General features: G+C 63.1%; 23 protein-coding genes. 12 read left to right on the forward strand and 11 right to left on the reverse strand.

Annotation, left to right across the window (positions count from 1 at the left end; translation table 11 throughout):
- Positions 1 to 69 precede the first annotated feature (69 nt).
- Positions 70 to 2,799 (forward strand): DNA mismatch repair protein MutS, encoded by a 2,730-nt coding sequence (gene mutS / locus AC0NIH_RS00885; protein WP_473466311.1) that lies wholly within the window; start codon positions 70 to 72, stop codon positions 2,797 to 2,799.
- A gap of 81 nt (positions 2,800 to 2,880) precedes the next feature.
- Here the strand turns inward: mutS and AC0NIH_RS00890 are convergent, their stop codons facing one another.
- The 3 genes from AC0NIH_RS00890 to AC0NIH_RS00900 all read right to left on the reverse strand — a co-directional run bounded on the left by AC0NIH_RS00890 (position 2,881) and on the right by AC0NIH_RS00900 (position 6,746).
- Entirely contained in the window at positions 2,881 to 3,726 is an 846-nt protein-coding gene (locus AC0NIH_RS00890) for an aldo/keto reductase (protein ID WP_473466309.1), read from the reverse strand.
- A gap of 85 nt (positions 3,727 to 3,811) precedes the next feature.
- The gene (gene copM / locus AC0NIH_RS00895) at positions 3,812 to 4,204 is read right to left on the reverse strand and encodes a CopM family metallochaperone (RefSeq protein WP_023775793.1); all 393 of its coding nucleotides are present in this window, start codon (positions 4,202 to 4,204) and stop codon (positions 3,812 to 3,814) included.
- Between the two features lie 43 nt (positions 4,205 to 4,247).
- The gene (locus AC0NIH_RS00900; protein WP_473466306.1) at positions 4,248 to 6,746 is read right to left on the reverse strand and encodes a heavy metal translocating P-type ATPase; all 2,499 of its coding nucleotides are present in this window, start codon (positions 6,744 to 6,746) and stop codon (positions 4,248 to 4,250) included.
- A gap of 190 nt (positions 6,747 to 6,936) precedes the next feature.
- Between AC0NIH_RS00900 and AC0NIH_RS00905 the strand changes: the two genes are divergently transcribed.
- The 4 genes from AC0NIH_RS00905 to murJ all read left to right on the forward strand — a co-directional run bounded on the left by AC0NIH_RS00905 (position 6,937) and on the right by murJ (position 13,424).
- Positions 6,937 to 7,779, forward strand: a complete 843-nt coding sequence (locus AC0NIH_RS00905) for a glycosyltransferase family 25 protein (RefSeq protein WP_473466303.1) — start codon at positions 6,937 to 6,939, stop codon at positions 7,777 to 7,779.
- Positions 7,780 to 7,988: 209 nt separating this feature from the next.
- The gene (locus AC0NIH_RS00910; protein ID WP_140570410.1) at positions 7,989 to 8,786 is read left to right on the forward strand and encodes a glycosyltransferase family 25 protein; all 798 of its coding nucleotides are present in this window, start codon (positions 7,989 to 7,991) and stop codon (positions 8,784 to 8,786) included.
- An 89-nt stretch (positions 8,787 to 8,875) separates the two neighbouring features.
- Positions 8,876 to 11,677: a [protein-PII] uridylyltransferase gene (locus AC0NIH_RS00915; protein ID WP_473466299.1), complete on the forward strand. Its 2,802-nt coding sequence runs from the start codon at positions 8,876 to 8,878 to the stop codon at positions 11,675 to 11,677.
- A 148-nt stretch (positions 11,678 to 11,825) separates the two neighbouring features.
- Positions 11,826 to 13,424, forward strand: coding sequence for a murein biosynthesis integral membrane protein MurJ (gene murJ, locus AC0NIH_RS00920; RefSeq protein WP_473466296.1), 1,599 nt, complete (start codon positions 11,826 to 11,828; stop codon positions 13,422 to 13,424).
- Here the strand turns inward: murJ and AC0NIH_RS00925 are convergent.
- Positions 13,399 to 13,803: a type II toxin-antitoxin system VapC family toxin gene (locus AC0NIH_RS00925; protein ID WP_473466293.1), complete on the reverse strand. Its 405-nt coding sequence runs from the start codon at positions 13,801 to 13,803 to the stop codon at positions 13,399 to 13,401. The genes murJ and AC0NIH_RS00925 overlap by 26 nt on opposite strands.
- Positions 13,803 to 14,048, reverse strand: a complete 246-nt coding sequence (locus AC0NIH_RS00930; RefSeq protein ID WP_023766315.1) for a type II toxin-antitoxin system VapB family antitoxin — start codon at positions 14,046 to 14,048, stop codon at positions 13,803 to 13,805. Before AC0NIH_RS00930 ends, AC0NIH_RS00925 begins: the two co-directional genes overlap by 1 nt.
- 240 nt (positions 14,049 to 14,288) lie before the next feature.
- On the opposite strand from AC0NIH_RS00930, the gene trpS reads away from it, so the two are divergent.
- From trpS to AC0NIH_RS00945, 3 genes are all read left to right on the forward strand, one after another.
- Positions 14,289 to 15,356, forward strand: a complete 1,068-nt coding sequence (trpS, locus tag AC0NIH_RS00935; protein ID WP_224688736.1) for a tryptophan--tRNA ligase — start codon at positions 14,289 to 14,291, stop codon at positions 15,354 to 15,356.
- 90 nt (positions 15,357 to 15,446) lie between these two features.
- The gene (locus tag AC0NIH_RS00940) at positions 15,447 to 15,938 is read left to right on the forward strand and encodes a universal stress protein (protein ID WP_013891439.1); all 492 of its coding nucleotides are present in this window, start codon (positions 15,447 to 15,449) and stop codon (positions 15,936 to 15,938) included.
- Positions 15,939 to 16,084: 146 nt separating this feature from the next.
- Positions 16,085 to 16,654: a NifU family protein gene (locus AC0NIH_RS00945; protein WP_287272564.1), complete on the forward strand. Its 570-nt coding sequence runs from the start codon at positions 16,085 to 16,087 to the stop codon at positions 16,652 to 16,654.
- Positions 16,655 to 16,786: 132 nt separating this feature from the next.
- Here the strand turns inward: AC0NIH_RS00945 and AC0NIH_RS00950 are convergent, their stop codons facing one another.
- The gene (locus AC0NIH_RS00950) at positions 16,787 to 17,404 is read right to left on the reverse strand and encodes a L,D-transpeptidase (RefSeq protein ID WP_013891441.1); all 618 of its coding nucleotides are present in this window, start codon (positions 17,402 to 17,404) and stop codon (positions 16,787 to 16,789) included.
- A gap of 226 nt (positions 17,405 to 17,630) precedes the next feature.
- Between AC0NIH_RS00950 and cueR the strand changes: the two genes are divergently transcribed.
- Together cueR and AC0NIH_RS00960 are read left to right on the forward strand one after the other, a co-directional pair.
- Complete coding sequence (gene cueR / locus AC0NIH_RS00955) at positions 17,631 to 18,047, forward strand: Cu(I)-responsive transcriptional regulator (RefSeq protein WP_023766313.1); 417 nt, start codon at positions 17,631 to 17,633, stop codon at positions 18,045 to 18,047.
- A gap of 415 nt (positions 18,048 to 18,462) precedes the next feature.
- The gene (locus AC0NIH_RS00960; RefSeq protein ID WP_473466288.1) at positions 18,463 to 18,585 is read left to right on the forward strand and encodes a hypothetical protein; all 123 of its coding nucleotides are present in this window, start codon (positions 18,463 to 18,465) and stop codon (positions 18,583 to 18,585) included.
- 280 nt (positions 18,586 to 18,865) lie between these two features.
- On the opposite strand, the gene AC0NIH_RS00965 is transcribed toward AC0NIH_RS00960, so the two are convergent.
- A complete protein-coding gene (locus AC0NIH_RS00965) occupies positions 18,866 to 19,036 on the reverse strand; it encodes a hypothetical protein (RefSeq protein WP_156934436.1) in 171 nt (56 codons plus the stop codon).
- 129 nt (positions 19,037 to 19,165) lie between these two features.
- On the opposite strand from AC0NIH_RS00965, the gene AC0NIH_RS00970 reads away from it, so the two are divergent.
- A complete protein-coding gene (locus AC0NIH_RS00970; RefSeq protein ID WP_473466285.1) occupies positions 19,166 to 19,678 on the forward strand; it encodes a hypothetical protein in 513 nt (170 codons plus the stop codon).
- Positions 19,679 to 19,831: 153 nt separating this feature from the next.
- On the opposite strand, the gene AC0NIH_RS00975 is transcribed toward AC0NIH_RS00970, so the two are convergent.
- Positions 19,832 to 20,074, reverse strand: coding sequence for a hypothetical protein (locus AC0NIH_RS00975; protein WP_287272567.1), 243 nt, complete (start codon positions 20,072 to 20,074; stop codon positions 19,832 to 19,834).
- A 279-nt stretch (positions 20,075 to 20,353) separates the two neighbouring features.
- Here AC0NIH_RS00975 and AC0NIH_RS00980 point away from each other — a divergent pair, with 279 nt between their 5' ends.
- Positions 20,354 to 20,854 (forward strand): MmcB family DNA repair protein, encoded by a 501-nt coding sequence (locus AC0NIH_RS00980; RefSeq protein WP_023775811.1) that lies wholly within the window; start codon positions 20,354 to 20,356, stop codon positions 20,852 to 20,854.
- Between the two features lie 14 nt (positions 20,855 to 20,868).
- Here AC0NIH_RS00980 and nhaA read toward each other — a convergent pair whose 3' ends face one another.
- The 3 genes from nhaA to AC0NIH_RS00995 all read right to left on the reverse strand — a co-directional run bounded on the left by nhaA (position 20,869) and on the right by AC0NIH_RS00995 (position 24,219).
- Positions 20,869 to 22,053, reverse strand: coding sequence for a Na+/H+ antiporter NhaA (gene nhaA / locus AC0NIH_RS00985; RefSeq protein WP_473466281.1), 1,185 nt, complete (start codon positions 22,051 to 22,053; stop codon positions 20,869 to 20,871).
- 207 nt (positions 22,054 to 22,260) lie between these two features.
- Complete coding sequence (locus AC0NIH_RS00990) at positions 22,261 to 22,824, reverse strand: ActR/PrrA/RegA family redox response regulator transcription factor (RefSeq protein ID WP_013891447.1); 564 nt, start codon at positions 22,822 to 22,824, stop codon at positions 22,261 to 22,263.
- Positions 22,825 to 22,887: 63 nt separating this feature from the next.
- Positions 22,888 to 24,219, reverse strand: coding sequence for an ActS/PrrB/RegB family redox-sensitive histidine kinase (locus tag AC0NIH_RS00995; protein WP_473466278.1), 1,332 nt, complete (start codon positions 24,217 to 24,219; stop codon positions 22,888 to 22,890).
- Between the last annotated feature and the right edge of the window lie 230 nt (positions 24,220 to 24,449).

Raw genomic sequence — 24,449 nt, forward strand, 5'->3', positions numbered from 1 at the left:
GCCAGTCGTCCCCTGCTTTTCGAGGCTCCGGCATTAAACCGGGCAATCACATCTGTTAGCGTGCCGCGCATGAATATGCACAGCCCGAACGAGCCAGACGCCCCCGAGGCGATGACGCCGCCGCAGCCTGGTGCGGCCGCCGTCACGCCGATGATGGAGCAGTTCATCGAGATCAAGGCGGCGAACCCGGATTCGCTGCTGTTCTACCGCATGGGCGATTTCTACGAACTGTTCTTCGACGATGCCGAAAAGGCCAGCCGGGCACTGGGCATCGTCTTGACCAAGCGCGGCAAGCACCAGGGCCACGACATTCCGATGTGCGGCGTGCCGGTGCACGCAGCCGACGACTACCTGCAGAAGCTGATCGGCCAGGGTTTTCGCGTTGCCGTCTGCGAGCAGATCGAGGATCCGGCCGAGGCCAAGAAGCGCGGCTCCAAATCGGTGGTGCGCCGCGACGTGGTGAGGCTGGTGACGCCGGGCACCATCACCGAGGACAAATTGCTGGCGCCGTCGGAATCGAGCTTCCTGATGGCGCTGGGGCGGGTGAAGGGCGGCAGCGATCACAGCTTTGCAATTGCCTGGATCGACATCTCGACCGGCGCCTTCCGCGTCGCCGAGACCACCGCCGATCGGTTGCTGGCGGACATCTTCCGCGTCGATCCGCGCGAGCTGATCGTCGCCGAGCCGGTGTTTTACGATGCCGAGCTGAAGCCGGTGTTCGACGTGCTCGGCCGGGTCGCCAACCCGCAGCCGCCATCGCTGTTCGATTCGGCCTCGGCCACCGGGCGCATCGCGCGCTTCTTCGATGTGGCGACACCGGACAGTTTCGGCACGTTTTCGCGCGCCGAGCTGTCGGCGATCTCGGGCGCCATTGCCTATGTCGAGAAAACGCAGAAGGCCGAGCGCCCGCCATTGTCACGGCCCGAGCGCGAGGAACAGGGCTCGACGCTGTTCATCGATCCGGCGACGCGTGGCAATCTCGAACTCCTGCGCACGTTGTCTGGCAGCCGCGAAGGGTCGCTGTTCAAGGCGATCGACCGCACTGTGACCGGTGGCGGGGCCAGGCTGCTCGCCGACCGGCTGATGGCGCCGCTGACCGACCCGGCAGCGATCGGCGCGCGCCTGGATTCGGTGTCGTTCTTCCGCTCCGAAACGCGGCTGTGCCAGGCAGTGCGGACAAGCCTGAAGAGCGTGGCCGACATGCCGCGCGCGCTTTCCAGGCTGGCGCTCAACCGCGGCGGTCCGCGCGACCTCGGCGCATTGCGCGCCGGTTTCGAGGCGGCCGGCGCCATCGCCGAAATCTTTGCCGCGACCGCCCTGCCCCAGGAGTTGGCGAGCGCACTAGCCGCCATTCATGCGCTGCCCCAGGCGCTCGCCCGGCATCTGACGCAGGCGCTTGGCGAGGAACTGCCGCTGCTCAAGCGCGACGGCGGCTTCCTGCGCGGTGGCTATCACGGCGAACTCGACGAGATGCGGGCGCTGCGCGACGAGTCGCGAAAAGTGATCGCCGGGCTGGAGCGCTCGCTGATCGAAGAGACCGGCATCCGCTCGCTGAAGATCCGCCACAACAATGTGCTGGGCTACTACATCGAGGTGACCGCCAACCATCATGCGGTGATGACCGGCAGCGATGGCGCCAAGGCGCGCTTCATCCACCGCCAGACCATGGCCAACGCCATGCGCTTCACCACGACTGAACTTGCCGAACTCGAGACCAAGATCGCCAATGCCGCCGACCGGGCGCTGGGCATCGAACTGGCGGCCTTCGATGCACTGACGGCGGAAGCGGTCGGCGAGGCGGAGAAAATCCGCGCCGGTGCCGATGCGCTCGCCGTGCTCGACGTCTCGGCGGCATTGGCGCTTTTGTCGGAAAGCGAGGCCTGGTGCCGGCCGGTGGTGGATTCCAGCCTTGCCTTCGAGATTTCCGGCGGCAGGCATCCCGTGGTCGAGCAGGCCCTGCGCCGTTCGGGTGACGGCCCCTTCGTCGCCAATGATTGTGACCTCTCGCCGGAAGGCAGCGCCAAGAACGGCGCGATCTGGCTGCTGACCGGCCCCAACATGGGCGGTAAATCGACGTTCCTGCGGCAAAACGCGCTGATCGCCATCCTCGCCCAGACCGGCTCGTTCGTGCCGGCGGCATCGGCCCATATCGGTGTCGTCGACCGGCTGTTCTCGCGCGTCGGCGCTTCCGACGATTTGGCACGCGGCCGCTCGACCTTCATGGTCGAGATGGTCGAGACAGCGGCGATCCTCAACCAGGCCGGCGAGCGGGCGTTGGTGATCCTCGACGAGATCGGCCGCGGCACCGCAACCTTCGACGGCCTGTCGATCGCCTGGGCGGCGGTGGAGTACCTGCATGAGAAGAACCGCTGCCGGGCAATCTTCGCCACCCATTTTCACGAAATGACTTCGCTCGCCGGCAAGCTGGCGCGGCTCCACAACGTCACCATGCGGGTCAAGGAATGGGAAAACGACGTCGTCTTCCTGCATGAGGTCGGCAAGGGTGCGGCCGACCGCTCCTACGGCGTCCAGGTGGCGCGCCTCGCCGGTCTGCCGGAAGCGGTGGTCGACCGGGCCAAACAGGTGCTGCACCAGTTGGAGGAAGGCGAGGTTTCCGGCAAGACCAACCGGCTGGTCGACGACCTGCCGCTGTTTTCCGTGGCGGTGAAGCGCGAAGCACCGAAGCCGGTGAAAAGCGACGCACTGGGCGCAGCACTCGGCGACATCAACCCCGACGAGATGACACCAAGGGAAGCGCTGGAGGCGCTTTACCGACTGAAGGGGCTGGCGGGAAAGTAGATTGGGCTGTGGGCATGGCTGCATCGCCGAAACCGCCAATCTCCCCACTTGAGGGGGAGATTGGCAGCTTCATCGCCGCGCTTAGATCATCTCCAGTCCGCGCTTGCGCGTCGGCGGCGGGAAGGCGCGGTCGAGATCGGCGAGATCCTCACCGGTGAACTTGATGTCGAGCGCGGCAAAGTTCTGGCGGACGTGCTCCTGGCTGCTGGCCTTGGGAATGGAGATGACGCCCTCCTGCTGCATCACCCAGGCCAGGGCTATCTGTGCCGCGGTGGCGCCATGGCGGGCGGCGACCGCGTCGAGCCTGGCATTGCGCGCCAATGCACCTTGTTCGACCGGCGAATAGGCCATCAGCGGAATGCCTCGCTTCCGGCTCCAGGGCGCCAGATCGAACTCGAGGCCGCGCCGGACCAGATTGTAAAGCACCTGATTGGTCTGGACATTGCCGCCATTGGGTAAGCCGGCGAGGTCTTCCATCTCCTCGATGTCGAAATTGCTGACGCCCCAGTGGCGGATCTTGCCGGCTTTCTTCAGCGCCTCGAAGGCTTCGACCGTCTCCGCCAAGGGCACGCTGCCAGGCCAATGCAAGAGATAGAGATCGATGCGGTCGGTGGCGAGGCGCTTCAGGCTGTTCTCGCAGGCGCGCTGCACGCCCGCGCGCGAAGCGTTCGACGGCAGAACCTTCGTGACCAGGAAAACCTCGGCACGGCGGCCGGCGATGGCTTCGGCCACCACTTCCTCGGCACCGCCGCTGGCATACATCTCGGCGGTGTCGATCAGCGTGACGCCGAGATCGAGGCCAAGCTTGAGAGCAGCGACCTCATCGCCACGGCGCCTGATATCCTCGCCCATTTTCCATGTGCCCTGGCCGAGAACGGCAATGGCTTCGCCGGAGGGCAGCGTGGTGGTTCTGACGGTCGATGGCATGGCAGGCTCCGTTCGGGGTCGGATCGCATCACAGGCCGGGCGAGAAATCCAGAGGCGTTCTCGCCGCCGGCGACCTGTTGGAGGCCTATTTCACCGGATGGGCGGCGAGCCAGTCCCGCATCTGCTTGATCTCGGTCTCCTGCGCGGCGATGACCCCTTTGGCCAGTTTGCGGATTTCCGGATCCTTGCCATTGGCAAGCTCGACCTTGGCCATGTCGATGGCGCCCTGATGGTGCGGGATCATGCCGCGAACGAAATCGACGTCGGCATTGCCGGTATATTGCGAGGCCATCATGCCGGCGTGCATCTTGTCCATCGCCGCCTTGTAGCCCTCTGTCGACGGGCTTTCCGCGCCCATCGCCATGCCGGCCATGTCGTGTTTCATCTCTTCGCTTTGCGCCGGGACGCTTTCGAGGAAGACGGCAAGCAGCATTCCGGCTGCCATCAGCAAAAGCACGAGTTTCTTAGCCAAGGTCATTCATGGTCTCCTGTTGCAGGGATTTCGTATTTGGGGGCTTGGATCAGAGTTTCAACGTTCTCAGCCGCAATGCGTTGGCGATCACCGACACCGACGACAGGCTCATCGCCGCCGCCGCCAGCATCGGCGACAAAAGCGTGCCGGTGAGCGGATAGAGCACGCCGGCGGCGACCGGTACGCCAAGCACATTGTAGAGGAAAGCGAAGAACAGGTTCTGGCGGATGTTGCGGATGGTGCCCTGGGCCAGCGTGCGCGCCCGCACGATGCCGTTGAGATCGCCCTTGACCAGGGTGATGCCGGCACTTTCGACCGCGACATCGGCGCCGGTACCCATGGCGATGCCGACATCGGCGGCGGCAAGCGCGGGTGCGTCGTTGACGCCGTCACCGGCCATGGCAACGCCGGCGCCCCCGCCGCGCAACTCGTCGACGAGGGCTGCCTTCTGTTCGGGCAAGAGCCCGGCGCGCACCTCGTCTATACCGAGGCGGCCGGCGATCGCCTTGGCCGTGCGCTCATTGTCGCCGGTCGCCATGATGATCCTCAAGCCGCTGTCATGCAGGGCCTTGATCGCCTCGGCGGTGGTCGCCTTGACCGGATCGGCAACGGCGACGATGCCGGCCAGCCTGCCGCCGACAGCGACGAACATCGCCGTCTTGCCGTCGCCCTGCAACGCCTCGGCGATGGCCGCAACGGCGGAAACATCGACGCCGAGGTCGCGCATCATCGCGGTATTGCCGAGCGCGACCGTCTTGCCCGACACGGTGCCGGAAACGCCTTTGCCGGTGGTCGCCTCGAAATCGCCGACGTCGGCGACGGTCACGCCGCGCGCCACGGCACCTTCGACGATGGCCTCGGCCAAGGGGTGTTCAGACCCCTTCTCGAGACTTGCCGCAAGCGCCAGCAATTCGTCCTCGGCAAAGCCGCTGGCAGCCACGATATCGGTCAGCTTCGGCCGGCCTTCGGTCAGCGTGCCGGTCTTGTCGACGATCAGCGTGTCGACGGAGGCAAAGCGTTCGAGCGCGGCGGCCTCCTTGATCAGCACGCCGGCAAGAGCGCCGCGACCGGTGGCGGTCATGATCGACATCGGCGTGGCAAGCCCAAGCGCACAGGGACAGGCGATGATCAGCACCGAGACCGCCGAGACGACGGCAAAGACCAGGCTGGGCTCGGGACCAAGGACCGCCCAGGCGATGAAGGCCGCGACGGCAACCAGGACGACGGCCGGAACAAAGTAGAAGGAAACGCGGTCTGCCAACCCCTGGATCGGCGCACGCGAGCGCTGTGCCTTGGCGACGAGTTCGACGATGCGCGCGAGCGTGGTCTCGGAACCGATCCGTTCGGCGCGCATGATCAGCGAGCCTTGCCTGTTGAGTGTGCCGCCGGTGAGTGCGTTGCCTTCGGTCTTTTCGACCGGCAACGGCTCGCCCGTGATCATCGATTCGTCGATGGAAGAGCGGCCTTCGAGCACGGTGCCGTCGACCGGCACGGCTTCACCCGGCCGGATGCGCAAGCGGTCCCCGGCCTTGACGCCGTCCAGCGGGACGTCGCTCTCGGAGCCGTCTTCGGCGATCCGCCGCGCTGTCTTGGGCGCCAGATCGAGCAAAGCGCGGATTGCCGAGCCGGTCTTTTCTCGGGCGCGCAATTCCAGCAACTGGCCGAGGAAGACCAGCGCGACGATGACGGCGGCGGCCTCGAAATAGACCGGCACCGCACCGCCATGGCCGCGGAACTGATGCGGGAAAATGTCCGGGAACAGCGTGGCGACGACGCTGTAGAGATAGGCGGCACCGACACCGAGCGAAATCAGCGTCCACATGTTGGGGCTGCGGTTGAGTATCGATTCCCAGCCGCGATGAAAGAAGGGAAAGGCGGCCCAAAGCACCACCGGGCTTGCCAGGGCCAGCTCGATCCAGACCTTTGTGCGATCCCCGACCAGTCCCTCGAACGACAGGCCGACCATCGGCGCCATGGCGACGATCAGAAGCGGGATCGACAGGGCCGCGCTGACCCAGAACCGCCTGGTGAAGTCGACCAACTCCGGATTAGGCCCTTCATCGCCAGTCGGCACGCCCATTGGCTCCAGCGCCATGCCACAGATCGGGCAGGCACCGGGCTTGTCGCGGACGATCTCGGGATGCATGGGGCAGGTGTACTGCGTACCCTTGGGCATCGGCGCGGGCGCCGGCCTGTCGCCGAGATAGGCTTGCGGGGCCGCCTCGAACTTGGCCTTGCAGCCGGCGGAGCAGAAATAGAAGCCCTGGCCTTCATCGCGGACAAAGTGCCTGGCCGTGGCGCGATCGACGCTCATGCCGCAGACCGGGTCGGTGGCCGTCAGGTATTTCTCCGGCTCAGCCAGGAATTTCGTGCGGCAGCCTTCGCTGCAGAAATGATAGAGCCGGCCGCCATGTTCTGCTGTCGGCTTGCCGGCGGCCGGATCCACGGTCATGCCGCAGACCGGATCGCGCAGGACCGCGTCCACGGCCGCGGCTTTCGGCGCGCAGCAGCCGCCATGTGTGTGATGATCGTGATCTGAATGCGCCATTCCAAAATGCCCTTAGCAAACTGCTTCCAGCCGGAGGTAGTGCTTCCAGTAACTGGAAGGTCAAGGGCCGTTATGATTATTCGTATTTCGAGGCTCGACCCGGCTGTTCGCCCAGAAAAAGTCGACATTCCGCAGCGCTGCGTGTGCTAACGCTCGGCCTTCCGACAACAATTCGAATCCCGGTAAATCAATGAAATGTCTGGTCATCAATCTTGATCGGTCTCCCGACCGGCTCGCCCACATCACGGCGGAGTTTGCCCGCATCGGCATCGCCTTCGAGCGAATCGTCGCAACCGATGCCCGTGACCATCCTGAGTTGGTGCTGCAGCCACAAGATGCGATCTACGCCGTCCGGCACCTGTCCTCCAGCGAGGTCGCCTGCATGCACAGCCATCGCGCCTGCTGGTCGATCATCGCTCAAGACGATGCCCCTTATGGCGCCGTCTTCGAGGACGATGTTGTGTTCTCCGCGAAAGCCGGTGCCCTTCTGGCCGATAGTGGCTGGATTCCGTCCGATGCCGACGCCATCAAACTCGAAACATTCTTCAGCAAGACCATGATCCAGAGGAAAAGGATCGCCGTCGGCAACGGCTTCTCCATGTTCAGGCTTCGCAGGAGCCATATGGGGACCGGCGGCTACATCGTCTCCAGGCAGATGGCGCGCGACCTCCTGGAAGCTACCGCGCAGGCCAGCGCAGCTGCCGACGATCTCCTCTTCAACCCCGCGTTCCCGACGTCGGCAAGCAAGACGATCTACCAGCTTGTTCCCGCACTCTGTGCGCAGGACCAGTTCGTGGGCGACAGATTGCCAAGCCTGCTTTTCGAAGAGCGCGAAGCCGAATGGGTCGCAAGCGGGCTGACCATCAAGCGCAGAAAGCCCGTCGCCGAGAAGATAAGGGTAGAAATCAGGCGGGTCGTCGAGTGGGTCATCGATCACTGCAAGCTGCGGCATTATACGGTCGTTGCGCTCGATCCCCCTGCGGAAGAGCCGATGTCTTGCCTGGCCGCCGGCGGCAACGAGAACGCGCTTTAGACGCCCAAAGGGCAAGACCGATCCGTATCCGAAAGCCCGGTAGTTTTGGTTCAGGCACTGCTTCGAACTTGCTGTGGCCGGCAAAGTAGAAATTGACCATTTCGGCCCTATCATTTCATCACGGTGCAAAATACTCTTAAAAAGTCAGCAGACACCGGCTCCGGTGTGCTAGAGAACGCCGCCACTCCCGAAAGACACGATTTCGTCAAATGAAGCGCCTGGTCATCAATCTCGATCGATCTCCCGACCGACTTGTCCACATGACATCGGAGTTCGCCCGCATCGGCATTGGGTTCGAGCGGGTCGCGGGGATCGATGCCCAGGAACATCCCAATCTGGTGCAGCAGCCGCAGCACGCGATACATGCCATCCGGCCCCTCGCCGGCAGCGAGATTGCCTGCCTGCATAGTCATCGTGCCTGCTGGACGATCATCGCCCAGGACGACGCCCCGTACGGCGCCGTCTTCGAGGACGACATGGTGTTTTCCGGCAGAGCCGGTGCGTTGCTGGGCGATACGAGCTGGGTTCCGGCGGACGCGGACGTCGTGAAGCTCGAGACGTTCTTCTCCAGAACCGTGATCCAAAGGAGAAGGGCCCCTGCCGGACACGGTTTTTCCACGGTCCGGCTCCGCAAGGGCCATCCAGGGGCTGGGGGTTATCTCCTCTCGCGGCAAATGGCGCGCGAGTTTCTGGAGGCAACGGCGCAGGTCAATATAGCTGTCGACGATCTCATCTTTAACCCCGCTATGTCGGCCGGCAGGAATATCTACCAGCTTGTTCCCGCGCTCTGCGCGCAAGACCAGTTCGTCGGCGACAGGCTGCCGAGCCTGCTTGACCAGGAACGGGATGCCGCACGGACCGCGAGCGGGCTTATGGCAAGGCAGAGCAAGCCGACAGCCGTGAGAATCAGCAGGGAAGCCGGGCGAACCGTGAGGTGGATCGCCGACTTCTGCAGGCTGCGGCGGCAGATTGTCGTGCCCTTCGGCCCCATCGAGGCAACCGACTAGGCCGATTCCGGGCTGTCGGCCGGCCCCATACCCAGCGCCGCGAAAACGCGCTATAGACGCCGCCCAAAAGGCAAGGCCAACCGGTACCTATGGCGAAAATCTCCCTGAAGCTCAATGAACTGATCGACGGCGAAGCCTTGCGCCGCGAGATGACCGCTCTGACCGCGGCGAGCGCCGGCGATGGTTCCAGCGCTATCATCCGCACGGCCGCTCTCCAGCTTCTCAAGGGCCGGCTCGCCGAAGGCCGCAGAAAAACCGAGGCCATGCTGAGAGAGGATGGCGGCGGCAATGCCTGCGCCGAGCGGCTGTCGCATGTGATGGATCAGCTGATCCGGGCGCTTTACGATTTCGCCGCGACCCATGTCTACCCGGTGAAGAACCCGTCGTCGGCCGAGCGCATGGCCGTGGTTGCGGTTGGCGGCTATGGGCGCGGCACGCTGGCGCCGGGATCCGACATCGACCTTCTGTTTCTGTTGCCCTACAAGCAGACGCCGTGGGGCGAACAGACAGTCGAATACATGCTCTACATGCTGTGGGACCTCGGACTGAAGGTCGGCCATGCCACCCGCAATATCGACGAGTGTCTGCGGCTGTCGCGCACCGACATCACCATTCGCACCTCGATCCTGGAAGCGCGCTTCCTGTGGGGGGAACGCAAGCTCTATGAAGAGTTGATGCTGCGCTTCGACCATGAGGTGGTGCGCACGACCGGCCCGGAATATGTCCAGGCCAAGCTTGCCGAACGCGACGAGCGTCACGCCAAGGCCGGCGAAAGCCGCTATCTGGTCGAGCCCAACGTCAAGGACGGCAAGGGCGGCCTGCGCGACCTGCAGACGCTGTTCTGGATCGGCAAGTATTTCTACCGGGTGCGCACCGGAGAAGAACTGGTCGAGAAGGGCGTCTTCACCGACGCCGAGTACCGCGAGTTCCAGAAGGCCGAGGACTTCCTGTGGGCGGTGCGCTGCCATATGCATTTCCTCACCGGGAAAGCCGAGGAGCGGCTGCATTTCGACATCCAGCGCGAGATCGCCGAACGGCTGGGCTACACGACGCATCCCGGCCTGTCGGCGGTCGAGCGCTTCATGAAACACTACTTTCTCGTCGCCAAGGATGTCGGCGACCTCACGCGCATCTTCTGCGCGGCACTCGAGGAGGAGCAGGCCAAGCATGTGCCTGGCTTCAACCGCATCTTTCTCACCTTCCAGCGCCGCAAGCGCAAGCTTGCCGGCACGTCGGACTTCATTGTCGACAACCACCGCATCAACATCGCCGACGACCAGGTGTTCGAACGCGATCCGGTCAATCTGCTCAGACTATTCTGGTTCGCCGACAAGCACGGTCTGGAATTCCACCCCGATGCGCTGAAGCTGCTCACCCGCTCGCTCGGCCTGGTCAACAAGTCGCTCAGGCGCGACGAGGAGGCCAACCGGCTGTTCCTCGACATCCTGACGTCGGACCGCAATGCCGAACTCAACCTGCGCCGGATGAACGAGGCCGGGCTGCTGGGCAGGCTGATCCCGGATTTCGGCAAGATCGTCGCCATGATGCAGTTCTCGATGTACCACCACTACACGGTGGACGAGCACCTGATCCGCTGTATCGGCGTGCTGGCCGAGATCGAGCGCGGCGATGGCGAGAAGGTGCATCCGCTGTCGCATTCGCTGATGCCTGGCCTGAAGAAGAGCCGCGAGGCGCTTTATGTCGCGGTGCTGCTGCACGACATCGCCAAGGGCAGGCCAGAGGATCATTCGGAGGCCGGCGCCCGGATCGCACGCCGCATCTGCCCGCATATGGGGCTGTCGCCGGCCGATACCGAAACCGTTGCCTGGCTGGTCGAGAACCATCTCGTGATGTCGATGACGGCGCAGACCCGCGATCTCAACGACCGCAAGACCATCGAGGATTTCGCCGCGATCGTGCAGTCGGTCGAGCGGCTGAAGATGCTTTTGATCCTGACCGTTTGCGACATCAGGGGCGTCGGACCAGGTGTCTGGAACGGCTGGAAGGGCCAGTTGCTGCGCACGCTCTACTATGAGACCGAACTGCTTTTGACCGGCGGCTTCTCGGAAGTGTCCCGTGCGCAGCGGACGGCGGCGTCGCGCGAGCGTCTGGCCGAGGCGCTCGCCGACTGGCCAGACAAGGCCCGCAAACGCTATGTCGGCCAGCACTACGAGAATTATCTCCTGACCGTCGACCTGCCGGACCAGCTTCGCCATGCCGAATTCATCCGCGATGCGGATGCGGCGGGCAAAAAGCTTGCCACCATGGTCAAGACGCACCAGTTCGAAGCGGTGACCGAAATCACCGTGCTGGCGCAGGACCATCCGCGTCTTCTCTCCGTCATTGCCGGGGCATGCGCCGGCGCCGGCGGCAACATTGTCGACGCGCAGATCTTCACCACGTCGGACGGCCGCGCCCTCGACACGATCCTGATCTCGAGGGAGTTCGACCGTGACGAGGACGAACGGCGGCGCGCCGAGCGTGTCGGCCGGCTGATCGAGGATGTGCTGTCGGGCAAGAGCTGGCTGCCGGAGATGATCGAGAAGCGCACCAAGCCACGGCGCGGCTCGAAGGTGTTCAAAATCCCGCCCCGCGCCGAAATCCGCAATGCGCTGTCAAACCGCTTTTCGGTCATCGAGGTCGAGGGCCTCGACCGCCCGGGCTTGCTGTCGGAGATCACCAGAACCCTGTCCGACCTGTCGCTCGACATTGCGTCGGCCCACATCACCACGTTCGGCGAAAAGGTCATCGACACCTTCTACGTCACCGACCTTACCGGCCAGAAGATCGACAGTCCGGCGCGCATTGCCACCATCCGCAACCGGCTGATAGCGACGCTTGAAGGCGCCGCGCCGGAGCGCGGCGGCAGGGCCAAGGCGGCGGCCGAGTGAGAGCCATCATCACTTTGTCCCAATCTCCAGAGCTATTCGCCGTTTCACGGAAACGGCAAATAGCTCTAACTTTTCGTTTTAACACAATTCCGGACGGAAAACCGTTTAGCACTTTTCCTGGAATTGCTCACAGGCAGTCTCCGAACGCATGAGCCTCGTCAAGAAATTCGCAACGGTCGCTTCCGGCACGCTGATGAGCCGCGCGCTGGGGTTTGGCCGCGAGATGCTGATGGCGGCGGCGCTGGGCACCGGGCCGGTGGCCGACGCGTTCAACGCCGCCTTCCAGTTTCCCAACACCTTCCGCCGGCTGTTCGCCGAGGGCGCCTTCAACGCAGCCTTCGTGCCGCTGTTTGCCAAAGAGATCGAAACGCACGGCACCGACGGCGCCAAGCGTTTCTCCGAGGAAGTGTTCGGCGTGCTGTTCACCGCGCTGCTGGCACTGACCATCGTCATGGAACTGGCGATGCCGCTGATCGTGCGCTACCTGGTGGCGCCGGGCTTTGCCGACACGCCTGGAAAGTTCGAGACGACCGTCGCACTGGCGACGATCATGTTCCCGTACCTCATCTGCATGTCGCTTGCCGCCATGATGGCGGGCATGCTGAATTCGCTGCGCCGCTATTTCGCGGCGGCGATCGCGCCGGCGTTCCTCAACATCATCCTGATCAGCGTGCTTGGCTACGCCTGGTATCAGGGGCTGGATGCACGCGCTGTCGGCTTCAGCCTGTCCTGGGGCGTTTTGGCGGCAGGCATCGTGCAACTCGCCATCGTCTGGGTGGCGGTGCGCAACGCCGGCATCTCTATCGGCTTCCGCCGGCCGAAGATGACGCCGAACGTGAAGCGGCTGCTGATCCTGGCGCTGCCGGCGGCGATCACCGGCGGCATCACCCAGATCAACCAGCTGATCGGCACGGCGATCGCGTCGGCGCAAGACAGCGCCGTGTCCTCGCTCGCCTATGCCGACCGCGTCTATCAGCTGCCGCTCGGCGTCGTCGGCGTGGCAGTGGCGATCGTGCTGTTGCCGGAACTGTCGCGGGCGCTGAAATCAGGCAATCTGATCGAGGCGGCCAACCTGCAGAACCGCTCCGTCGAGTTCACCCTGTTCATGACCTTGCCGGCGGCGGCCGCACTCTGGGTGATGTCGGAGCCGATCGTGCGGCTGGTCTATGAGCGCGGCGCGTTCGCCGCCAACCATTCGACCCCGACGGTGGCGGCGATCCTGGCGATCTTCGGCCTGGGCCTGCCGGCCTTCGTGTTGATCAAGGCCTTCACCCCCGGCTATTTCGCCCGCGAGGACACGCGCACGCCGATGATCTTCGCCGCCATCTCGGTGGCGGTGAATGTCGCCACGGCGCTGACGCTGTTTCCCAGGATGGGCGCACCCGGCATCGCGGTGGCGTCCGCCGTGGCCGGCTGGGTCAACGCGCTGATGCTGCTTGGCATGCTCATCCGGCGCGGCCATTGGGGCCGCGACGTGCCGCTCCTGAAGCGCATTCCACGCCTGGTGCTGTCGGCGGCGGTCATGGCGGTGGCGCTGTATTTCGCCGAGCATTGGCTGGCCGTCAGACTCGGCCCCGGCTCGCCGCTGGTGGTCAAAGCGACGACGCTTCTGACGCTCGTCGCCGGTGGAGCGCTGCTCTACTTCGTCACCGCGTTTGCCACGGGTGGTGCGGACTTCGGCATGATCCGGCGCAATGTCGGACGCAAGGAGACACCACAGCCTAAGGAACAGTCTTCAGATCCGTGAGCCGGAATTCGTCGGCTGTCGAAAGCATCGGGACGGCATAGTAGCGCGCGCAAGCATAGTGAAAACAATCCGCCAAATTCAGTCGGATGGCGTTGTTGCGAAACCGCGACGCAGCCTCAACGGACAAGGACGTTGCGTCCGCGGCAGGCGGAAGCTCCCGCACGGCAATAGCCCGTTCTTCGAGAAAACGACTGACTATCTTGAGGCTCACTTCGACCGGCACCGCTAGCTTTTCGGATCGCGAAAGGGCCATTGCCGCTTCCCACACCGCGATTGCCGACGTGAACGGAGCCGATGCTTCCAAGACGGCCCGTGCGCAGCGCTGCGCTTCGGCCTCGTGGCTGAGCATCGCGACGATAGCGGCTCCGTCGACAAACATCAGTCTTCGCCGGACAATTCGTCGTAGACCGAGCGCGGCAGCGGTTTGCGCGCCTGCTCGCTGAGCTCGATTCCAAATTCGGCGCGCAGCCTTGCTGCCGTCTCCAACGGCGTCTCGCGATTGCGGCGGCGCTCAAGCGCTTCGCGCATGGCAATCACGATCGCCTCGGTTATGCCAACGCCCTCAATTCTAGCGAAGGTGCGCGTTAAGTCATCCGCTTCTTTGTTGTTGATGTTGATCGCCATAACGTGCCTACTCAATCGAATGTAGCGGAAATAATGTAGCCACCTACATCAAAATGTCAATATCTTGAGGAGCCTTTGGAGGGCCAACCAGCCCCTTGATCCTGCCGCCCCCTTCGTCCATAAGCGCGCCGTCCAAAGACTTTCGCCGCGTGCGGTTTCCAGCCGCATGATTGGCTCCAAAAAGTCTGCAACTTTTTGGAATCATGCTTATACGGCCCTCCACAAGCCATGAGGAAACCCATGTCCGCCTTCAAGCCACTCGTCTTCTCCGGTGTCCAGCCGACCGGCAATCTGCACCTCGGCAACTATCTCGGCGCCATCAAGAAATTCGTCGCCCTGCAGGACACGTCCGACTGCATCTATTGCGTCGTCGACTTGCATTCGCTGACCGCGCAGCTCGTCTATGACGACCTTGCCGACCAGACGCGGTCGATTACCGCGGCCTTCCTCGCCTCCGGCATCGACCCGAAGAAGCATATCGTCTTCAACCAGTCGCGGGTCATGCAGCATGCCGAGCTTGCCTGGATCTTCAATTGCGTGGCGCGCATCGGCTGGATGAACAAGATGACGCAGTTCAAGGACAAGGCCGGCAAGGACCGCGAGAATGCCTCGCTGGGCCTGCTCGCCTATCCCTCGCTGATGGCGGCCGACATCCTGCTTTATCGCGCCACCCATGTGCCGGTCGGCGAAGACCAGAAGCAGCACCTGGAGCTGACCCGCGACATCGCGCAGAAATTCAACAACGATTTCTCCGACCGCATTGCCAGCCTTGGCGTCGGCGTCGAGATGCAGGTTGGCGAGGAGACGGTGAACGGCTTCTTCCCGATCACCGAACCAGTCATCGGCGGCCCGGCGGCGCGCATCATGAGCCTGCGCGACGGGTCGAAGAAGATGTCGAAGTCGGATCCGTCGGACCTGTCGCGCATCAACCTGACGGATGACGCCGATACCATCTCGAAGAAGATCCGCAAGGCCAAGACCGATCCGGAAGCCTTGCCGAGCGAAGTCGACGGGTTGGAAACCCGGCCGGAAGCCGAAAACCTGGTCGGCATCTATGCCGGTCTCGCCGAGCTTTCCAAAGCCGAGGTGCTGAAGGAATTCGGCGGTCAGCAGTTTTCGGTGTTCAAGCCGGCGCTGGCCGATCTGGCAGTGGAGAAGCTGGCGCCAATCGCCGGCGAGATGCGCCGCATCCAGGGCGATCGCGCCTATGTCGACGCGGTGCTCAGGGATGGCGGCGAACGCGCCGGCGTGCTGGCCGAAACGACGATGAAGACGGTGCGCGACATCGTCGGCCTGCTGCAGGGCTGACCTGTACCAAGACACCGCCGCCAGCCGGCCGCTTGCGGCCGGATGGTGGCGGTGGCAGATTGCGGCCGAAAACACATCGAGCAGATAGACATGGTCTCCAAACGCCTCATCCGTGAAGCCGGTCATCGCAGGAAATTCCTGACGATCATCGACGATACGCCGGAATGCGAGCGTGCCGTCGCCTACGCCTCGAAGCGGGCGCAGAGCACGAGCGGCACGCTGGTGCTGCTCTATGTCATCGTCCCTGATGATTTCCAGCACTGGCTGGGCGTCGAGAAGATCATGCGCGAAGAGGCCAACGCCACGGCGCGCGCGGCGCTTGATGGCTATGCCAACAAGGTGCGCCAGAAGCTCGGCATCGAGCCGGAGATGGTGGTGCGCGAAGGCAAGCCGACGGAGGAGATCCACAGGCTGATCGAGGAAGACCAGGATATCGCCATCCTGGTGCTGGCGGCCGGCGCCGGCAAGGAAGGCCCGGGGCCGCTGGTCGGCGCCGTGGCCGGCAAGGGTGCGGCGTTCCCCATTCCGGTGACCGTCGTGCCGCAGAACCTTTCCGACGAGGAGATCGACAGTCTCGCCTGAAGCCTGCCAGGAATTTCGATTCCCCAGCTAGCAAAACATTCCGCCAGCCAGCCGTTCCGGCGACGCGTTTCGCTTGAATGTCGAGCCGATAGAGCTTATTTAGAACTATTCCAAACTATCTGCCCGACACGGGCACGGAGACGTCCATGTTCATCCAGACCGAATCGACGCCAAATCCGGCGACGCTGAAATTCCTGCCCGGCAAGGAAGTGCTTCTGGAAGGCACCGCCGATTTCCGCGATGCCGACAGTGCGGCGGTGGCCTCGCCGCTGGCCGGCCGGCTGTTCGAAATCCCCGGCGTCACCGGCGTGTTCTTCGGCTATGACTTCATCACCGTGACCAAGGACGGCCCCGACTGGCAGCATTTGAAGCCGGCGATCCTCGGCGCCATCATGGAGCATTTCATGTCCGGCGCGCCTGTCATGGCCAAGGCGGGTCCCGCCGCCGAAACCAGCCAGACCGGCGAATTCTACGACAAGGCGGACGAGGATCTCGTCATCACCATCAAGGAGCTGCTCGACACGCGGGTGCGCCCGGCGGTGGCCCAGGATGGCGGCGACATCACCTTCCGCGGCTTCGAGAACGGCACCGTGTTCCTGCACATGAAGGGCGCCTGCGCCGGTTGCCCGTCATCGACGGCGACGCTGAAGCACGGCATCCAGAACCTGCTTCGCCATTTCGTGCCGGAAGTGCAGCAGGTCGAGCAGGTCGCCTGATCGTTTCGCTCTATTGCCAACCGTAAAAAACAAAAAACCGGGCCGAATTGCCCGGTTTTCTGTTTTGGGACGTCCATTGTTGCCTAGACGGTCCGCGTACGAACTGCTTTGACCCTGGTCTTGCGACCACGATCAGAGGACGATGACCTTGGCGCCGACCGAGGCGCGGTCATAAAGGTCGATGACGTCCTGATTCATCAGCCGGATGCAGCCCGACGACATCGCCTTGCCGATCGAGTTCCATTCCGGGCTGCCATGCAGGCGGTAACCCATGTCACCGCCCTTGTTGAACAGATACATGGCGCGAGCGCCGAGCGGGTTCTTCAGGCCCGGCTCCATGCCGCTGGCGAACTTGGCGAGTTCCGGCTGGCGCTTGATCATCTGCGAAGGCGGCGTCCAGGTCGGCCACTCACGCTTGATCGCGATATGGGCGGTGCCATGCCACTCGAAGCCCTCGCGACCGACGCCGATGCCGTAGCGGATCGCCAGGCCGTCGCCCTCTACGAAGTAGAGGAACTTGTTCTGCGTATCGACGATGATCGTGCCGGGCTTTTCCTTGGTGTCGTAATTCACTTCCTGGCGGTGATACTTCGACGGCACCTTCTCGATCGGGATGCGCGGCAGCTGGTAACCGGCATCGGTCACCGCGCCATAGTCGTTGGAAAATATCTGCCCGCCAATGGTGCTGCAGCCGGCGAGTGCAGTGGACAGCGCCATTGCGGCAACTATTGCGAGCGACTTCATGCGCATGAGGTGATCCGGAGCCCCGCCCAAACTTAGAGCGGCACGAGTCGGCCGCCTTCTCGCCATCATTCATGCTGGCATTTGCTTTGCTTGCCAAGCACGCGATGCCTATATCCAGGACCTTACCTGCTGGTAAGCGTATCACTGCGGCATTTCGGCAACAGCCTCCGCCGGATTGTGAAGCAAATTCAATGGGCCTGAACCGCGGGCCTGCAAAATCAGGGAAACCGCCATGAATGTCGGCGACGCCGCCAACCGCTCGGGCCTGCCGGCCAAGACCATCCGTTACTATGAGGAGATCGGCCTGATCGCGCCGGCGCGCGCCGCCAACGGCTACCGCGACTATTCCGGCGACGACATCCACCGGCTGGCCTTCCTGCGCCGCGCGCGCAATCTCGGCTTTTCCATCGACGATTGCCGCCAGCTGATGGCGCTCTACCAGGATCGCAGCCGCGCCAGCCACGACGTGCGCGAGATCGCCGCCGCCCATGTCAAGGCGATCGAGGACAAGGTGCGCGAGCTGCAGTCGATGCGTTCGACCCTGCAGACGCTGATCCATGCCTGCCATGGCGACAACAGGCCGGACTGCCCGATCCTGGACGATATGGCGGGAGCGGCTGGCGACGGAGCCGTTTCGGCGAGGCGATAGCGAGAAGAGGTTTGCCGGCCGGCGCGATGACCTCGTGTACCCATCCGTTCAATGTCTGGAACGGACCGGATAGGCGTGCTTCGGCTGACTCGCGCGCGAAAACTGATTTAGGTAAGTCTAATATGCTAATTGGCTAAAGTACGGAACGTCCAATGCACAAGAACGGAACCAAAGCGGTTACGTCAGACCTTTGCGCTCATGACGCAAGACTTTAGTCCTGCCGTCTTATAGTTAAGAACGGAAGGTGATCGGCATGACATAGGGCCGCGCCGGATCATTACCAGACTGCGTTCAGACAAATTATGGTGCGATCGCGGAAGGCGCTCGGGTTGCCCCGGAGCCCGGTTGGCTGCCTGTGGCCGGTAGCCTCGTCCAGTCTCCACCCGGCAAGTCGCATTCTCGCCATGGAGCGGAGATGACCGAGATCGTGAGGCCCGCAACCGACAGCCAGGTGTCTTGCATGGTGCTGTTGAACATTCTGCGGGAAGTCATCGCAAAGGAAGTCGAGGCACAGGATATCTCGGCCATGTCGGCATGACCGCAGATGCCATCGAGAGAATCCGGTCCTCAGGACTAGAAGAAAGCCCGGCTAGAAACCGAGCACCGAAAATAGAAGGGTTGCGCTATATGCTAATTTGCTAAAGTAATAGAACATCCGATGGACAAGACCGGAACTAAGGCGGTTACGTCAGACCTTCGTTGGCGAGATGCAAGACTTTAGTCTTGCGATTCTTTATAGTTAAAATTGAAAATTAATCGACACGGCATGAGGCCACGCCGGATCAATACCAGATTATACTCAGGAAGATATGGTGCGATCACGGAAGGCGGCGCTGTACCTGGTGATCTCTCTGTTTTTCGAGAAACAGCTTGGCGTGTTCGCCCCATTCAGGAACCGTGGTCTTGTGCTCCTGAACGAACTTACCGAAGGCCTCGCGCAAAGCGGCAAGGTCAAATGCCCAAAGATGTTCGCCCTTATCGTCGTTCAACGTCGCTTCACCAGCCCCATCGAGTCGATGGTATTGCCTCCAAATTAGGCGTTCAAGAGCTGAGGTCTGACTTCTTTTGGGGGCTTTTGGGTTCTCAAACCGATAATCGCCCTTTATGGGCGATCATATTTGACAGACCCGGCCCAAATCGCAACGGGCCGCCCCTTCCCTCTCGGTCTGATTCCGTACAAGCATTTGTTATTGAAAGACCCGGTTCAGCGGGCTTACAAATCGGACGTTAACCATTGCTCGGCAGGGGAGGCTGCGATGGTCCCAACTCACATAGAGATCGCACAGACGGTCATAGAAACCAGCTACAGATTGCGGCATCATAGCCTGGCGGGAACAGCCGCATTCCGCCGGGACATGGATCAATCCCGCAAGGCTATCAAAGCGTCACGCGAACTGCTGAAACGCCTTCGCGGCCGGGACAGGGCGCTTGATTGGGAAGGCGCCGACCCGGCTCCGGTTGTCGTCTCCGCGTTCGATGCCGACATTCTCCGCTCTGCATTCCGCGAACTGGTCAGGGAAACGAATTTGCCAGAGTGTCAGTGGCGCGATATCGCGGCCAGCCTGGTATACGAATACACCGGGTGTGAGCGGGTGGAAGCTTGCTTGGTGGATTGGATGACCGGCAAGTAGGCGCTACCGAACCGTGGGCGAATGGCCGGCACCATGCCCCTTTGGGTCCAAGCACTCGTACCGGCCATGCAGGGTGGGGGAAATGGGATGTGGGTGGCCCGCGTCACACACCCTATGCTCTAAATTAGCGATCCCTCAATTAAGTCAAAAGGCTTATCCAGCCGTAGGCGGCCTGACCGGTCCAGTAGTGTTCCACCGGATGAACTCGACTTCCTGCCCAGTGATGTCCCGCACAGCCTTCAAAAGCACCTCATGCAGGGTCCGCGTTGCCCGGTAGTGGTCGCAATGCGGCGATATGAGCGGCTTGATGATGCTTAGGTGCAACGCCTCCGCTGCCGCCAGAAAGCGCTCGATTTCAGCCTGCGATAACTGCTTTGACGGTTTCGACCTAGCCATTGCGATTTCCTACGAGAATCGCCCCACCTAGGATTATCGTCCTGCAATGGTCGGTCGGCGTAAAGGCCTTCGTTGGCGCAATTGACGATTTCGGCTCTCGTTCCTGATAAGATCGCAGGGCCGCGACCGCCACCCTAAATCACTTTGGCCTCGCGCTGCCGGCGTGCGTTCGTTGGCCGAAGAATTCATTCGCCGGGTTCGTGCTCGTGGTTTGTAAAGTATATAATCGCCCCACAAAAACGGGTTCAAACCGTGAACAGAATCTGGCATGGTGCCTGCATGCCAATCATCTCCCCTATCGCAATCAATCCCCTGATCGACGGTCGCCAGTCGGAGCGTGCCATGCTGGTGCGGCGTGGCGTGCAGCGGCTGCTCATGGAAATGGGCGCGCATGTGTTGCCTGAACTGTCGCTGGCGACCGGCCGCCGCGCCGATCTCGTGGCGCTGACCCGGCAAGGCGACATCTGGATCATCGAGATCAAATCCTCGATCGAGGATTTTCGCGTCGATCGCAAATGGCCCGACTACCGGCTGCATTCCGACCGCTTCTTCTTCGCCACCCATCCCGGCGTGCCTTCGGAGATTTTTCCGGAGGAGTGCGGCTTCATCCTTTCCGACGGCTACGGCGCGGAAATCCTGCGCGACGCGCCAGAGCACCGCATGGCGGCGGCAACGCGCAAGGCGCTGATGCTGCGGATCGCACGCGCCGGAGCCTCGCGGCTGCTGGCCGCGGAACTGGCAGGCGTGTCGGTGCCGGCGCTCGACGGGGAGAGCGAGTAGCTTCCGGACGCGCGCTACTCCTCGCTCTCCTCGCCAGCCTCCGGTGCCATCAACAGCACTGCGGCGCCGAGGACGGCGGCGATGAAGGAGCCTGCCAGAATGCCGACCTTGACGGCGTCCTGCAGCGCGACATCGCTGGCGAAGGCGAGCAGGCCGATGAACAGGCTCATGGTGAAGCCGATGCCGCAGAGCAGCGAAATGCCGATCATATGCCGCCAGCCGGCATGGGCCGGCAAATCAGCCAGCCCAAGCCCTATGGCGAGCGCGGAGGAGCCGAAGACGCCGACCAGCTTGCCGAGCACGAGGCCGGCGGCGACACCCAGCGTCAACGGCTCGATCAGCGCGCCAAGGCTCAGGCCGGCGAACGAAACGCCGGCATTGGCAAAGCCGAAGATCGGAATGACGATGAACGGCACGATCTTGTGCAGGCCATGTTCGAGCCGATGCAGCGGCGAATGGTCGAGGTCATGGCCGATCCCGGCGGAGCGTTCGAGCGGAATGGTCAAAGCCAGCGCCACGCCGGCAAGCGTGGCATGGACGCCCGATTTCAGCACCAGCACCCACAAGATGGCGCCGAGTACCAGGTAAGGCACCAGCGTCATCACCCGCATGCGGTTGAGCACGACGAGCGCGGCAATGACGGCGAAGGCCGCCCCCAGATACGCCAGCGACAGGCCGCTGGTGTAGAAGATGGCGATGATGATGACGGCGCCGAGGTCGTCGATGATGGCAAGCGCGGTGAGGAAAACCTTCAGCGATGCCGGCACGCGGCTACCGAGCAGCGACAGCACGCCGAGCGCGAAAGCGATGTCGGTTGCGGTCGGGATGGCCCAGCCGGCGAGGGCGGCCGAATTGCCGCGGTTGACGAAGACATAGACCAGCGCCGGCACCACCATGCCGCCGGCGGCCGCGACACCCGGCAGCACGCGCCTGGGCCAGGTGGACAACTGGCCGTCCAGCATCTCGCGCTTGATCTCGAGGCCGACGAGCAGGAAGAACACCGCCATCAGCCCGTCATTGACCCAATGCGAGACGCTGAGCGGGCCAAGATAGGCGTGGAGAACGGAGAAATAGGTTTGCGAGAGCGGCGAATTGGCGACGATCAGCGCCAGCGCGGCGGCCACCATGAGAATGACGCCGCCGGCCGCCTCGCTGTCGAGAAATTCGCGGAAGACGGATTTTTGCCGCTCGTCGTGCATGTATCCTCCGTTGCCTGGTCCGGCGGCCGGGTTCCAATCGCTACAATGATGCGCAGGCGTCGCCGGCACCGCAAGACTTCTGGTTTCCTAAGTCTGTATAGTTCGCATTGGCAGATGGCGTGCCTCGACGTTTGGCTGGGAAAGCCCATCACTTCATCATCTATGGTCTGATTCGCGTCGCTACGCCCAAGGATGACGAAGCTCTGTTCAGCGCGGCGCGCGCTTGGCCAGTATGCGCTGCAGCGTGCGGCGATGCATGTTGAGCCGGCGCGCGGTTTCGGAAACGTTGCGCTCGCACATTTCGTAGACACGCTGGATGTGCTCCCAGCGGACGCGGTCGGCCGACATCGGATTTTCCGGAGGCGCGGCGCGCTCGCCGGCGGTGCGGGTGAGTGCGGCGAAGATGTCGTCGGCATCGGCGGGCTTCGACAGATAATCGACGGCGCCGAGTTTTACCGCGGTTACCGCGGTGGCGATGTTGCCGTAGCCGGTCAGGATGATGGTGCGGGAGTCCTCGCGCTTCTCGCGGATGGCGGCAACGACGTCGAGCCCGTTGCCGTCGCCGAGCCGCATATCGACCACGGCGTAGGCCGGCGGGTTGGCGCGCGCCTTGCCGACCGCCTCCTCGACGCTCTCGGCCGTCTCGACCACGAAACCCCTGGTTTCCATGGCCCGGGCCAGGCGTGTGAGGAACGGCTTGTCGTCATCGACGATCAGAAGGGAGGTGTCCTCGCCTTCAACCATTGCACCGATATTTTCATCGCCAGTCATCGTCTTGAAAATCCTGCTGCCTTAATTTTACGCAGATATAGTTTTGCGTCGCTATTGTCCAATTTACGCAGTGTCAAACATCGTCGCGGGCGCCGATTCCGGGTTCAGGAAGACGTTTCTGGGCCACGAAATCTGCACCACGGCGCCCTCGCCCAGTCCGCTCGAGTTGCGGAAGTCGAGCGTGGCGCCGGAGCGTTCGAGCAGCGTCTTGGCGATGAACAGGCCAAGCCCCAGGCCACCGCCGGCTTCATTGCCCTGGCGCGTCGACATATAGGGCTCGCCGATGCGGTCGATGATCTCGGGGGGAAAGCCGGGGCCGTCGTCGATGATCGAGAAGGTGACGATGGCCTCGTCCCAGCTCCAGCGCACGGTGACGCTCTTGCGGGCGAAATCGACGGCGTTCTCGACCAAATTGCCGAGGCCGTAGATGACGCCCGGGTTGCGGCGCCCGACCGGTTCCGGCCCGGTTCGCTCGCCTGGGCGAAGCTTGATTGAGATGCCGAAGTCGCGATGCGGCGCGGTGACCTCCTCGACCAGCGAGGTCAGCGGCAGACGGGAAAGATGCGCTTCGCCCTCGGTCGACAGGCTGGTCAGGCGCTTGAGGATTTCACGGCAGCGTTCGCTCTGGGAGCGAAGCAGTTTTACGTCCTCGCCGTATTTCGGATCCTTGCCAAGCGCCTTTTCCATCTCCTTGGCGACAAGCGTGATGGTGGCGAGCGGCGTGCCGAGTTCGTGCGCCGCCGCCGCCGCGAGGCCGTCGAGCGCCGAAAGGTGCTGCTCGCGCTGCAGCACCAGTTCCGTGGCGGCAAGCGCATTGGCCAGAAGCCGGGCTTCGGCCGCCACCCGGAAGGCGTACATCGCCGTGAAGGCGATCGAGGACAGCACCGCCATCCACATGCCGGCGACATAGATGAAGGGCATCTCCAGCGGCGCGCCCTCGTGCCAGGGCAGCGGCAGGTGGACAAACACAAGCAAGGTCGCCGCGATCATCACCAGCCCGCCGAGCAGCGCGGTCAGCCGCAAGGGCAGCGACGTCGCCGAGATGACGACAGGCACGGTCATCAGCAGCGAGAACGGATTGGTCAGGCCACCGGTCATGTAAAGCAGGCCGGCAAGCTGCAGGCTGTCGAAGATCAGGATGCCGAAGGCGGCGAACGGGGTGAGCCGGTGGGCGGCCGGAAAGCGGAAGGCGAGATACAGGTTCATCCAGGCCGAGCAGGCGATCAGCGCGAAGCACAGGCTGACCGGCAGCGGGAATTTCAGGCCATAGGCGACGACGAGCACCGTCACGCTCTGGCCGACAATGGCAAGCCAGCGCAGCCGGATCAACGTGTTGAGGCGCAGTCTCTGGCTCTGCTGGAAATCGGGCGAACGCAAAACGTTGATCATGGCCATGGATTACAGCCGCAGGAGGGCAAGCGCCAGTAGCGGTGCGCAGTCGGCATTCGCGATTGGCCGAAGCCCCCCGACGTCGTCATCCCTGGGCGAAGCAGGAGCGAAGCTCCGTCCCGGAGACCTGGGATCCATGCCGCGACCCTGGACGTGGAGTGCAGCGGTGCAGAATTCTGGACCGTGGTGACGCTTCAGAGTCCCGGCATGGATCCTCGGGTCCGCGCCGCGTCGCT

It is taken from the genome of Mesorhizobium sp. WSM1386, assembly GCF_055901595.1.